Here is a 12,079-nt window from a genome sequence, read left to right as displayed (position 1 = left end):
CTCCCGTCCTGGCCGACCGTCCCGGCGCTCGCGCTCGGCGCGGCCACCGGCATGGCCCTGGCCCCGCGGCTGCCGCTGTCCGCGACCCGCGCCGGGGTCCTGGCCGTCTCGTTCGCCGGAGGCGCGACCCTCATCACCACCGCCCTGGTCTGACCCCCGACCGGCGCGGTCCGTTCCGGCGCGGGCCGCTCTGGCGCGGTCAGGCCCGGCGGGCGTGGGACGCGAGGCGGTCGGCGAGCGCGAGGACGAGATCGCGCAGCTCGTCGGGACGTTCGATGACGAACGGCCGGTCGAGTGCGGCGAGCACCGGAGGCACCCAGTCGAGCCGTTCCGCCCGTACCTCGACCCGCAGCCAGCGCTCGGTGTCCTGCTCCGGGACCGCTTCGGAGTCGAGTTCTTCCAGGATCGCGACGGAGGCGGGGAGGTGCGCTCGGATCTGCTCCACTGTCCCGTGGATTCGCAGAGTCACCTCGTACCGGTACTCGGCCGTGGCGAACCCGGCCAGAACGCGCTGCGCCGAATCAGGACCCGCAGGCGCTTCGAACGACCCGGGCAGGGCCCGGGCGTCCGCGATGCGGTCGAGCCGGAAGGTTCGCTCCTCGCCGACCGCGGGGTCTTCACCGGTGACGTACCACCTGCCCGAGTGGGCCACGATCCCGTAGGCGTGCAGCGTGCGTTCGCTGCGCCGTCCGTCCTGGCCGGTGTAGCGGATGGTGACCGGACGGCGGTGACGCACCGCGTCGGCGATCGTGAGCAGCACCCCGGAATCGGGAGCGTCGGGTTCGCCGGGCCGGTCGGTGAAGTCGAGGGTCTCCAGAAGCGTGTCGAGCCGGTGGGCGACGTGCTTCGGCAGCACTCGCCGGATCTTCGCGGACGCCGTCTCGCGCGCCGTGCGGTCCGTCGTCGCCAACCCCGCCCGCCGTCCGGCGATCAAGCCGAGCAGGACGGCCAGCGCCTCGTCGTCACTGAGCATGAGCGGCGGCATGCGGTACCCGGGGCCGAGCCGGTACCCGCCATAACGGCCGCGCACCGACTCCACGGGCACGTCGAGGTCGATCAGCTGGTCCACATACCGCCGCACCGTGCGCCCTTCGACGCCGAGCCGGTCGGCGAGCTCGGCCACGGTCCGGACGCCGCCCGACTGCAGCAGCTCCAGCAGGGTCAGCACGCGGGCGGTGGGACGGGGCATTTTCCCAGCCTAGGCGAATACCGGACCGATTCTGTCCACTATCTCTCCTAACCTGCGAGGACACGACCTCAGCACAGCCAAGGAGAGATCACCATGGACTTCGTCTCGATCCGGATCATCACCGGCGACATCGCCCGCCTCGTCGGGTTCTACGAGCGGGCCACAGGGCTGGCCGCGACCTGGGCCACCGAGGACTTCGCCGAGCTCAGGACCGCCCACGCCACCCTCGCGATCGGCAGCACCCGCACCGTTCCGCTGTTCGCGCCGGACTCCGCCCGCCCCGCGGCCAACCACAGCGTGATCATCGAGTTCCTGGTGGACGACGTGGACCGCGTCCACCAGAACCTGACCGGGTTCGTGACCGACGTCGTCACCGAGCCGACCACGATGCCCTGGGGCAACCGCTCGCTGCTGTTCCGCGACCCGGACGGCAACCTCGTCAACTTCTTCACCCCCGTCACCCCGGCGGCCATCGAGAAGCACGCCCGCTAGGACGGCGCCCACCGCGACCCGGCGGCGAACAGTCCAGGGCACTCCCCGACCGTTCGATCAGTTGCCGGGGTCTTCGTGAAGGGCCTTGTCCGCGGGTCCCAGAGCGAAGCGGGTGAAGCGGACCTGGAGCCCGGCTCGCTGAGGAGAGCAGCAGAACGGGCCTGCCATGGCGGACGCGGTGGGCGGAAGAGGCGCCAAGCGAACCATCCGCCAGGGATGCTCCTCAGTGCGAGCGCGGACGGTGATCGCGTCGCCCGCGCGGCTGGCTCTGATGGTGACCAGCCGGCCGTCCCAGTCGGGGACCGGGGCCAGGGACCAGTCCGACTGGTCGTGGGTGACGACGGCCCCGAGGTGCGGGAGGCCGTCGGTCCACTCCACCCCCGCCTTGATCCATCTGCGCTGGTCCACCCGGACCATGAGCCCCGCCTGGTCGTACAGGGTGTCGAACCGGGCCAGGAACGTCACTTCCACGGCGGCATCGGCGGGAAATGCGGTGAGGAGCGCATGGCCATCGTCGTGGACGAAGCCGTAGCCGGTGGTGCGCCAGAAGTCGGTGTTCTCCCGGGTGGTGACGAGCAGATCTGTGCCGTCGACGGCGGTGGCGAGGGGCGGGTTGAGCCAGGCGGCGTCGTTCCAGTCCAGCTCATGCTGTTGATCCACGCGTCGTCCTTCGCCATCGCGGTCGGGGCCTACGGGTTCCGGACAGCGTACGACGAGCACGTCACCGCTCCCTCGCCGTGTCTCCGGCCGGGGTGGCAGAGTGACCCCTATGACCGAGATGTCGGCTGGGGGTCCCGCGCGCATCCACGGGCTCGTCCTGCCGTCGCTGCTGGTGGAGTTGCTGGAGACGGGGCGCTGGCGGCATCCCGGCGACGGCCTCCTGCGCGAGATCATGCCCTGGTTCGAGGACCCGCTGGACTTCCTCGCCGACTACGAGGCGATGCGCCGCAGCTCACGGTCGATGCTGGCTCTCCTGACGGCCAACGAGGCGACCGCCAAGGCCTTCCGGCTGAGGCGAGGCAGGACCGCCACCGGCCCCGTGGAGTTGCCCTGGCTGGACGCCGATCTGGCCGTCCTCATCGCGATCAACCGGCATGCCGGCGATGACGTCGCCATCGCGCTGGACTACCGCACCAGCACATCCGACCCTCGCGTGGTGGCCAGCGACATCTTCACCGATCCGCGCCAGTACGCATGGCGCACCGTCGCACCGACCTTCTCCGCCTTCGCCGCGTCCCTGCGCCTCCTCCGCCCGCGCGAGTACCGCTACGTCGGCCCCGCCGACATCCTTGACCGGGTCCAGCCAGGACGTCGAGGGCACGCGATCACCTCCCACGACGACCTCGACGCCTGGCTGATCCGGCAGACCGCCCAGAGTCCCGAGGACCCGTTCACCTACGTCATCGACCTGGACGGGACGCTGCGTCTCGCACCGCAGCGCAGCGAGCACGTCGCCTGCGCGGGGCGGAAACCCGTGCTCGGCGCGGGTGAGATCACCTTCGCGTCGAGTCGCGGCGCCTGGACGGTCAGCGAGATCAGCAACCTGTCGACCGGCTACTGCCCCGACCCGTCCTCCTGGCCTGCCGTCGAGGCCGCCCTCGCCCGAGCCGCACTCGACCATCCGCCGGCGTTCACCCAGCCGATCGTTTTCCGGCGCTGCCGCCGATGCCGCCAGAGCAACATCGTCAAAGACGACCACTACGTCTGCGCCGCCTGCGGGAACCCTCTCCCCACCGCATGGAACATGGACGAGCCTGACACCTCGGTGCACTGACCGGCCGGAACCGAAGCCCGCGAGCTCGACAGATCCCCTCGCCGTGCCGTCCACGCCGGACTTGGCAGCGTCGACCGGGTGCGGCCCAGCGGGACGTCCGCCTTCGGCCTCGAACACACGGCATCGAGGGCATGAACGGCGACAGCCGTCAGACCGTGGTCGCGATGGGCGCGTCGGCTGGGAGGAGAACCTGGATTTGCCGCGTATGGCCGGGAAGTTCCGAGTCGGCGAGCCCCGCGAAGAGTTCCCGCAGTGGCACGAGCTGATCGACCAGGCAGGAACCGTTCGACAGCAAGCGGGTGGGCACCATGGTGTCGAGTTCGGTCTCGCTCAGCGCCTGTCCGGCCAGCGCACACAACGCGTTCGCCTGGCACCGCAGGCGGTCGAGGAGGCCGGCGGTGCCGCCCGCGAGCGCGATGACGCGGTCGATCGTCCAGGTGTCGAGCGCGATGCGGTTGTCGTAGGCGGCGTTGACGCCGGACGCGATGGCGGAGGCGGTCGCGATCGTGGTCGCCGTGACGAGCGAGACGTGCGCCAGGATCTGGTCGGCGGTCCACTCACCTGGTGGCGGTGCACTCGCATCGCCGGAGCCCGTCACAGTGGTCGCGGCGTCGAGCAGCGACTGGTAGGCCGTTTCGAGCTGAGCGGAACCCATGAGGCGCGTCCTTCCGGGGGTGCGTATCGTGCGTGGTCGCGACAGTAGGTGCTGGTCAGGCATGTGCAGGGGACATGTCCCAGGGCGCCTGCGGGAGGACGTCCCCGGTCTCGAGCAGGGACTTGAGGTTCGCCAGGACGGCGGGCCAGCCCCGCGAGATCCCCGCGAGCATCTCCCGGTCGGGGAGGTTCTCGTGGGTCACGGTCAGCCGGACGATGTCCTGGTGCGGCTCGACGAGGAACTCGACGACCGACGGCTCGCGCGGCGTCACGGCGTCCGGCCGGTCCTCGAAGGTGATCACCAGCCGGGTCGGGGGTTCCGCCGTGAGGACGCGGCCGACGACATCGACCTTCTCCGAGCCGTCCACACGCCGGTGCTCCCAGGACGAACCCGGCTGCCAGTCCGAGACGTTCGCGTGCCCCCAGTAGCGGGCGGTCAGGTCGGCGTCGGTGAGGGCGCGCCACACCTGCTCGGCGCTCGCGCGGATGTAGGTGACGTAGACGTAGTTCGGCACGGATGTGGATGCGGAGGCGGATGCGTCGGTCATGGCGTACTCCTCGGCTTGGTTCCGGATGGCGCTGAGGGCCTGCAGTCTCGGCCTGTCGAACTCGGCGATCCAGCGCCGTTCGATCTCGTGGATGGGCGCGGGATTGAGGTAGTGCAGCCGCTGCCGTCCGCGCCGCACCACGGTCACCAGGCCGGCGCCGACGAGCACGTCGAGATGCTGCGTCACCGACTGGCGCGCCATCTCCAGCCGTTCGCACAACTCACCCAGCGTCTGCCCGTCCCGCTCACGCAGCCGGTCCAGCAGGACCCGCCGGGTGGGATCGGCCAGGGCCCTGAAGGCCGCGTCCATCATCTCGGCTTCCAGACTCACCCTCCCATTATGCAGGCATTCACCTGCATATCGTCAAACACGCTCCCCCCGCCGGCCGCGACCCGCCGGCAACTGGTCGGATGGCGCCCCCTCAGAGCGCGCCGCGTGTTTGGCGGGCATCACATCGCCGCAGGTAGGGGATACAAAGATGGGGAGAGGAGGGGGCGCTGTGCCGGATGAGCGATTCGGGCTGAGCGAGATTCTGGCCGCGGCCGAGAACGCGGCGCCGGTGGCATCCGTCGGCGTGGTCGCCCGAAACCTGCGCGACCGGTTCGACGCGGTGGAGGTGTCGTTCCTGTTCGCCGACCTCCTCGGCCGGCGGTTGGTGCGCCTGAACGACGAGGCGGCCACCCAGCAGGGCCGGACCGCCGAGCAGATCCCCCTGGCCGGCAGCGTCTACGAGGAGGTGCTGCGCACGCAGGAGCTGACCACGACCTCGGCAGGCGAGCGCGGGCAGTGCGTGATCGCGCCCGTCACCAACCGCGGCGACACCATCGGCGTTCTGGAACTGACGCTGCCGGAGGTCACCGAGAAGGTCCGGGAGGAGATCCTTAGGACCGCGCACGCTCTGGCGTACATCATCGTCACCGACCGCCGCTTCACCGACCTGTACCACTGGGGCCAGCGCACCACGGTCGTCAGCCTCGCCGCCGAGATCCAGCACCAGCTGCTACCGGCGGCGACCTGCTGCGAGGGGGCCGAGTTCACGCTCGCCTCCGCCCTGGTCCCCGCCGACAGCATCGGCGGCGACACCTACGACTACTCCCTCGACTGCGACACCCTGCACCTGTCGATCACCGACGCCATGGGCCACGACCTCAACGCCGCTCTGCTGGCCACCCTGCTGGTCAACGCCTCGCGAGGCGCCCGCCGCGACGGAAGCGGCCTGGTCGAGCAGGCCGCGCGCACCCACCAGGTACTCCTCGACCACGGCCGGGAGGCTCTCGCCACCGGCCTGCTGCTGCGCGTCTCACTGAAAGGTCAGGGCGTCCAGGTGGTCAACGCCGGCCATCCCCTGCCCCTGCTCCTTCGTGCCGGCAAGGTCGAGCAGCTCTTCCTCACTCCCGACCTGCCCTTCGGGACTCCCCTGCTCGCCGACTACCACGTGCAGAACATCGACCTCCGCCCCGGAGACCGCCTCGTGCTCTACACCGACGGAATGCAGGAACGCCAAGCCGGAAACGTCGACCTTCCCGCCCTCATGCACGACACGGTTGCCGAGCATCCCCGTGAGGTCGTGCAGGCCTTGACCGGCGCGGTCCACGAAGCCACCAACGGCGAACTCGAAGACGACGCCACCATCATGTGCCTCGACTGGCACGGCCCCCACCCCGAAGGCCGCCAAACCCAAGCAGGCTCCGCCACATAACCACCCTCGGCCGCAGACGGAGCCGCAGCCAGCGCTTCCCTCCAGCGCCGCGCTTGGACGGGTGTCAACGAGAGAGTGAACCACCGGTGGCCGCGGAAGCCCCTGACCACGGCAACCGTCCGCCGTGCGAGGTGCTCACTGAGCACGCCCGCATTGCGGCGGTCGCGCTGAACGAGAGGTCGCGGAGCCGGTGGTCGCCGTGGTCAGGGGATGGGGTTCGGGTCAGCGGCCGACGAGTTCCTCCCAGTGGGGGATGCGGGGCTTCAGGCGGAGGATCAGGCCCGCTTCGGACGGGGTGCGGTCGGCCTTGCGGTTGTTGCAGCGGCCGCACGCGAGGACGGTGTTCTCCCAGCTGTCACCGCCGCCCCGGGACTGCGGGAGCACGTGGTCGATGGTGTTGCCGCGTCCGCCGCAGTAGGCGCAGTGGCCGCGGTCGCGCAGGTAGACGCCGCGCTTGCTCCACGGGGGACGCCTGCCGTGGCGCCAGCGCATGGCGACGTAGCGGACGAGCCGGAGCACCCTCGGGACCGGGAACCGGCCGATGGTGCGCCCCTCCTCCGCCTCTTCCACGACCGCCACCTCACGCACGAGCATGCGGATGGCATGCCGCAGATCCACTTTCTGTAAGGGCTCATAGGACGCGTTCAGCACGAGCACGTTCACCGCTCACCTCCTCGACCACGTGCCGCTCCCCCACCAGGACTCGAACCTGGATTTCCGCATTAACAGTGCGGCGTTCTGCCTTTGAACCACAAGGGAATGGACTACAAATTCCTCGGAACCCCGGCATTCCGGAGCCCGAGAACAGCCTGCCTACCGGCCCCACCTCCCAGCAACGGGTTTTCCCCTCCCTCCTCGCCTCCCTCCCGAGCGCACCGCCTGCAGTGACCACGCCCCGGGCGGAGACGCGGTGGCAGCGCAGCCCGCGCCCCACGGCCGTGTCCGCTTCACGGCCTGCGTCAGCGCATGGCGGTCCTGCCCCTGGATGTCCGATGTCGAGTAGTGACTCCCCCGCCGCCCAAGGCTTGAATCGAGTGGACGGCAACTCCGCCCTGTCCGCACACCGACCCTTTCGGCTGTTGCCGTTCACCGACCACCCGAGCCCGACGAGGTGACGCCATCGGGCTGCCCCCACGTACAGGCGTGCCCCGGGGTCGGTGACGGTGCTGAAGCTGGACGGCCGGGAGGGGGTGGTCTCGCCGTTCGGGGGCACGCACTGGGCGCACAACTTCCGGGGTTGGGCGCGTGAAGTCACCACTCCTTTCGGCCGCAGAGGATCGCCGAGCTCAGGAAGGCTGGGGTGTTGTCGAGTGGGTGTGCTGGACGGATTGATCCAGCGGGGTGGGGCGCGGATGGGGCGGAAGGGTCGTCGCCTGGGATTGCCACCACTCGGTCGCGGGAGTGCGGCCGGGCGGGGTGGCCTCCAGGGCGGTTTCGCACTCCGGGCAGGTTGTCGCGGCCGGGACGAGCTTCACCGTGACGGACGGGCCGCGCGCGGCCGGCAGTCCCCAGAACCGGAGGACGTCGGTCGTGGCGCATCGCGTGAGGCTCGCGGACGGGGACGTCGTCGGCGGATGCTCGTCTGAGGCTCGAAGCGCGGGGTGGTGCGTGGTGGCCAGGCGGTAGGCGAGCCCACGGGTGAGGTTGGCGGCCGCGTGGACGAGGCCGAGCGGAGCGTGCCGGGCGGACACCTCGGGAAGGCCGAACCGGTGGAGACCGCACGTGTCGGCGCGGATCAGGCCGTCGCCGTCCGGGGAGACGAAGACCCCGATCCAGCCGTGAGCCAGGACGAAGGTGGACGGCTCCGGTCCCCCGGCCAGCACCTGGCCGGAGTCGAGATCGACGAGGATGCCGCCCGTGTCGGCGGCGACGGCGCGGGCGAACAGACGGACCGCCTGGAGGTTGGCGGGCAGGGACGTTCGGCTCAGCCGCGCTTCGATCAGGCGGTGGTACGGAACGTCCAGCACCCGGGCCACTTCGCTCTCCAGCCCGGCACAGCTTCGCAGGCGCTCCGTCCAAGGGGACGGTGTGGGCACGGGCGGTCCCAGCAGCGGAAGGTCGTCGGCCGCCAGGAAGCGCTTGGCGCGCAGGCGCAGGTCGGGATCGGGCGTGAGCTCCGGCAAGAGAGCTCGTAAGGCGTACGCGACCGGGGTCCGAGGCGTCGGGGACGCGATGAGGAAGCGGGTGGTGAGGCGGGCGGAACGTGTCGGCGGCACGGGCTGCTCCCGGGTGTCGGGCGTCCCCTTGCGGAACGCTGTCCCACCAGGTTGGCCGCGCACTCCCGCACTTCGGAAGCCGACCGCCCACCTGTGGATAACCCGCCCGCACGACCCCAGGCCCTCGACACGTCTGGCCCCCACGCCGTCCCGTCGGCTCCGCCGAGAGGGCGTCCTCCGGCCTCAGCTGCCCACGAGGATGATGACGACGAAGATCAGGCAGCAGACGATGTTGACCAGCCAGCTGTTGTTGTTCATCCAGTCCCGTATCGCGGGCATGGCGTTCCGTGCCCGCTTGTGGAACAGCAGCAGGACGAGCAGCGGCAGCGCCGCGATCAGGACGGTGGCCAGGACGAACACCGCCGCGGACCCGACTCCCGCGTGGTGCTGTTCGAGGTTGGCGCCGACCGTCAGCATCACCATGATGTCCGACGGCATCAGCAGGACCATGAGCAGGCCGGTCGTGAAGGCCTTGCGGGAGTCGGCGTTCATGAGCGCGCCGAGCCACTTGGGCGGCTTCACCGTCGCGCGCTTGAGGTAGTTCCGCAGGGCCATGGCGATCAGCAGCGCGACCAGCACGTACTGGATGATCTTGCCGGTCGACGACTTGTCGGACGAGTCGCCCAGCGAGACGCCGTGGCCGACCAGCGCGAAGATCCCGCGCGTGACGGACACCCCCACGGTCACCGCGACGAGCACGCCGAGCAGGAACGCCAGCGAGACCCGCACCGCGCTGGGTGTGGTGACCAGGATGATCGCGGCCATGATCTGCGGGCCGGCCATCATCGTGATGGCCAGCGGAAGCACTTGAAGAGTCACGGTTCCCCCGGTGGGTCCCAGGCGGGACGAGGCGGCCTACCGCGCCCCCGTTACCGAGGGTTCCCCTGCCGGGCGTCGCGATAGAGAGGGAACCGGTGGTTTATCCGAGTCCGGCCGTGCTCTTGACCAGGAGGTGGCGACCTCCACGGGGTCTCATGGCACGCCGCGTCAGAGGGCCGGGAGGTCGGTCACCTGGGCCAGGTACTCGCGGGACTCGCGTTCCCTGCGGAAGCCGAGTTCCTCGTTGACGGCGAGCATGTGGACGTTGTCGCCCGAGTTGTCGGTCTCGATCTCGACGACCTCGGGGCGTTCGGCGGCGAGCCAGGAGAGCATGGCGGCCTTCACCCAGATGCCGAGGCGGCGGCCGCGGTGCTCCGGGACGACGGCCGTGTCGTACTGGGCGGCCCTCCCGGACGCGTCGGCCGGGACGACGATCTCGGTGAAGCCCGCGATGGCCCCGTTCCGGACGGCGGCGACGGTGTAGAGGTCGTCGCCACGCTTGGCGACCATCTCGGCCATCTCGCGGACGCGGTCGGCGTCCCAGGGCGCGCCGTCGTACTGGGCGGGGTCGGCCATGGCGTGCTTGGCCTTGGCGAGGGCGGCGGCGTACTCGTCGGGGACCACGCCGGGCCAGCGGATCAGGTCGTACCCGGACGGGCCGGACGCGAGCAGGGCGTCCACCCGGCCGGGCGGCAGGTCGGGCAGCCGCAGCAGCAGGCCCTGGAGGGTGAGGACGAGCCGGAAACCGTGCGCCTCGAGGAAGCCCACCGCGGGCGGGCGGGCGAGGACCTGGGCGATGACGCTGGTGCGGCCGTCGGCGCGCAGGGCGTCGGCGGTGACGGCGAGCAGGCGCGCGGCGACGCCGCGGCGGCGGTGCGCGGGGTGGACCCGGATGTCGATCTCGCCGGGACGTCCGGCCCCGGACTCTCCCGGGAGGCGCAGGGCCGCGACGCCGATCACGGCCGGGCCGGACTGGACGGTCCAGAGGCGCTGCCGGGAGCCCTGCTCGGAGCCGAGCAGGCGGGCGGCGGTCTGGTGCGGTTGCGGGGCGGGTTCGCCGTCCGGCTCGGCGGCGTGCACGGCGGCGAGGACCTCGTGCCATCCCCGGATCTGGGGGTCGGTCGGATCATCGAGCGCGATGACGTCCATCAGCACTTTCTACAGGATCCGGGCGGCCCGCGAGCCGGACGCGACTCAACCGATACGGCGCCGCGGGAACGCGGTGAGCGGTTCGGCCCGTTCTCGGCCGTCCCGTCCCCCGCCGCGCCGCCCGGCGGCGGCGCGCCGTCGTTCCTGCTCAGCGGGTGAAAGCGGCGAGGATGCGGGCGGCGGCGAGGGCGGGCGTGAGGGTGCCCGCCGCGACCTCGGCGTCGAGTTTCGGAGCGAGATCCCGCACAGCCGGATGCGCGTGCAGCTCGGTGCGGAGCCGGTCCTCGACCATGGCCCAGGTCCACCGGACCTGCTGCGCGCGCCGGCGGCGGTCGAGTTCGCCGGACGCGGCCAGCCGGTCGTGATGGGCGGCCAGGGTCTCCCACACCTTGTCGAGCCCGGAGTTCTCCATGGCGCTGCAGGTCAGTACGGGGGTGTCCGAGACGCGCTCGTCGCTGCGCAGCAACCGCAGCGCGCCGGCGAGCTCGCGGGCGGCGCGCTTGGCCTCCAGCGCGTGCGGACCGTCCGCCTTGTTCACGGCGATGACGTCGGCCAGCTCCAGCACGCCCTTCTTGATGCCCTGGAGCTGGTCCCCGGTGCGGGCGAGGGTGAGGAACAGGAAGGTGTCCACCATCTCGGCGACGGTCGTCTCGGACTGCCCGACGCCGACCGTCTCGACCAGGACGACGTCGTATCCGGCGGCCTCCATGACGACCATGGCCTCGCGGGTGGCCTTGGCGACGCCGCCGAGCGTCCCGGCGGTCGGGGACGGCCGGATGAACGCGCCGGGGTCGACGGCGAGCCGGTTCATCCGGGTCTTGTCGCCGAGGATCGAGCCGCCCGAGCGGGTGGACGAGGGGTCCACGGCGAGCACGGCGACGCGGTGGCCGGCGGCGGTGAGGTTCGTGCCGAGGGCGTCGATGAAGGTGGACTTGCCGACGCCGGGCACGCCGGTGATGCCGATCCGGCGCGCCCCTCCGGTGAACGGGGTCAGCTCGACCAGCAGCCGCTGCGCCAGGGCGCGGTGGTCCGGCCGGGACGACTCGACCAGCGTGATCGCACGGGCGATCCACGCGCGCGAGCCGTCCCGGACGCCGGTGACGTAGTCCTCCAGCGTCGGTGGGGTCACGCGCCGCCGACCTCCCGGTCACCGGGGCCGGACGCCGGGTCCTGCTCTGACACCGCGTCCTGGTCCGACGCCGCGCCCTGCTCTGACACCGCGCCCTGGCCGGACGTCGGGTCGTGGCCGAGGCGGCCGGCGAGGTCGCGCAGGAGGTCCTGGGCGGCCTCGGCCAGGACGGTGCCGGGCGGGAAGATCGCCGCGGCTCCGGCCGCGCGCAGCTCGTCGAAGTCCTGCGGCGGGATGACGCCGCCGACGACGATCATGATGTCGTCGCGGCCCAGCTCGGCGAGCTCGGCGCGCAGCGCCGGGACGAGCGTCAGGTGCCCGGCGGCCAGCGAGTTCACCCCGACGACGTGCACATCGGCCTCGACCGCCTGGCGGGCGACCTCGCCGGGCGTCTGGAACAGCGGGCCCAC

13 protein-coding genes and 1 tRNA gene are annotated in these 12,079 nt (G+C 71.4%); 3 read left to right on the top strand and 11 right to left on the bottom strand.

The window, feature by feature from the left end; genetic code table 11:
- Positions 1–199 precede the first annotated feature (199 nt).
- Positions 200–1,189: a helix-turn-helix transcriptional regulator gene (locus tag AB0J52_RS12070; protein ID WP_500181602.1), complete on the bottom strand. Its 990-nt coding sequence runs from the start codon at positions 1,187–1,189 to the stop codon at positions 200–202.
- Between the two features lie 93 nt (positions 1,190–1,282).
- Here AB0J52_RS12070 and AB0J52_RS12065 point away from each other — a divergent pair, with 93 nt between their 5' ends.
- Positions 1,283–1,681, top strand: a complete 399-nt coding sequence (locus AB0J52_RS12065; RefSeq protein WP_500181601.1) for a VOC family protein — start codon at positions 1,283–1,285, stop codon at positions 1,679–1,681.
- A 57-nt stretch (positions 1,682–1,738) separates the two neighbouring features.
- On the opposite strand, the gene AB0J52_RS12060 is transcribed toward AB0J52_RS12065, so the two are convergent.
- A complete protein-coding gene (locus tag AB0J52_RS12060; protein ID WP_500181600.1) occupies positions 1,739–2,341 on the bottom strand; it encodes a DUF1349 domain-containing protein in 603 nt (200 codons plus the stop codon).
- A 109-nt stretch (positions 2,342–2,450) separates the two neighbouring features.
- Between AB0J52_RS12060 and AB0J52_RS12055 the strand changes: the two genes are divergently transcribed.
- A complete protein-coding gene (locus AB0J52_RS12055) occupies positions 2,451–3,455 on the top strand; it encodes a hypothetical protein (RefSeq protein WP_500181599.1) in 1,005 nt (334 codons plus the stop codon).
- A gap of 148 nt (positions 3,456–3,603) precedes the next feature.
- Here the strand turns inward: AB0J52_RS12055 and AB0J52_RS12050 are convergent, their stop codons facing one another.
- Both AB0J52_RS12050 and AB0J52_RS12045 read right to left on the bottom strand, forming a co-directional pair.
- Positions 3,604–4,110, bottom strand: coding sequence for a hypothetical protein (locus AB0J52_RS12050; protein ID WP_500181598.1), 507 nt, complete (start codon positions 4,108–4,110; stop codon positions 3,604–3,606).
- Between the two features lie 55 nt (positions 4,111–4,165).
- Complete coding sequence (locus AB0J52_RS12045) at positions 4,166–4,987, bottom strand: ArsR/SmtB family transcription factor (protein ID WP_500181597.1); 822 nt, start codon at positions 4,985–4,987, stop codon at positions 4,166–4,168.
- A gap of 169 nt (positions 4,988–5,156) precedes the next feature.
- Between AB0J52_RS12045 and AB0J52_RS12040 the strand changes: the two genes are divergently transcribed.
- The gene (locus tag AB0J52_RS12040) at positions 5,157–6,356 is read left to right on the top strand and encodes a PP2C family protein-serine/threonine phosphatase (RefSeq protein WP_500181596.1); all 1,200 of its coding nucleotides are present in this window, start codon (positions 5,157–5,159) and stop codon (positions 6,354–6,356) included.
- Between the two features lie 222 nt (positions 6,357–6,578).
- Here the strand turns inward: AB0J52_RS12040 and AB0J52_RS12035 are convergent, their stop codons facing one another.
- The 7 genes from AB0J52_RS12035 to AB0J52_RS12005 form a co-directional block, all read right to left on the bottom strand.
- Positions 6,579–7,019: an HNH endonuclease gene (locus AB0J52_RS12035; protein ID WP_500181595.1), complete on the bottom strand. Its 441-nt coding sequence runs from the start codon at positions 7,017–7,019 to the stop codon at positions 6,579–6,581.
- Positions 7,020–7,044: 25 nt separating this feature from the next.
- Positions 7,045–7,115: transfer RNA gene (locus AB0J52_RS12030), tRNA-Asn, on the bottom strand.
- Between the two features lie 527 nt (positions 7,116–7,642).
- Positions 7,643–8,479: a hypothetical protein gene (locus AB0J52_RS12025; protein ID WP_500181594.1), complete on the bottom strand. Its 837-nt coding sequence runs from the start codon at positions 8,477–8,479 to the stop codon at positions 7,643–7,645.
- A 276-nt stretch (positions 8,480–8,755) separates the two neighbouring features.
- The gene (locus AB0J52_RS12020) at positions 8,756–9,391 is read right to left on the bottom strand and encodes a GAP family protein (protein WP_500181593.1); all 636 of its coding nucleotides are present in this window, start codon (positions 9,389–9,391) and stop codon (positions 8,756–8,758) included.
- A gap of 168 nt (positions 9,392–9,559) precedes the next feature.
- Complete coding sequence (locus tag AB0J52_RS12015) at positions 9,560–10,540, bottom strand: GNAT family N-acetyltransferase (RefSeq protein WP_500181592.1); 981 nt, start codon at positions 10,538–10,540, stop codon at positions 9,560–9,562.
- A 148-nt stretch (positions 10,541–10,688) separates the two neighbouring features.
- Positions 10,689–11,669 carry a methylmalonyl Co-A mutase-associated GTPase MeaB gene (meaB, locus tag AB0J52_RS12010; protein WP_500181591.1) on the bottom strand — a complete coding sequence of 327 codons (981 nt, stop codon included), beginning with the start codon at positions 11,667–11,669 and terminating at the stop codon, positions 10,689–10,691.
- Positions 11,666–12,079, bottom strand: a 414-nt coding sequence (locus tag AB0J52_RS12005) for a cobalamin-dependent protein (protein WP_500181590.1), incomplete at its 5' end; no start/stop codon positions are given. The genes meaB and AB0J52_RS12005, both read right to left, overlap by 4 nt.

It is taken from the genome of Spirillospora sp. NPDC049652 (assembly GCF_040675125.1).
Classification (GTDB): Bacteria; Actinomycetota; Actinomycetes; order Streptosporangiales; family Streptosporangiaceae; genus Spirillospora.
This window is presented reverse-complemented; position numbering and strand designations above follow the sequence as displayed.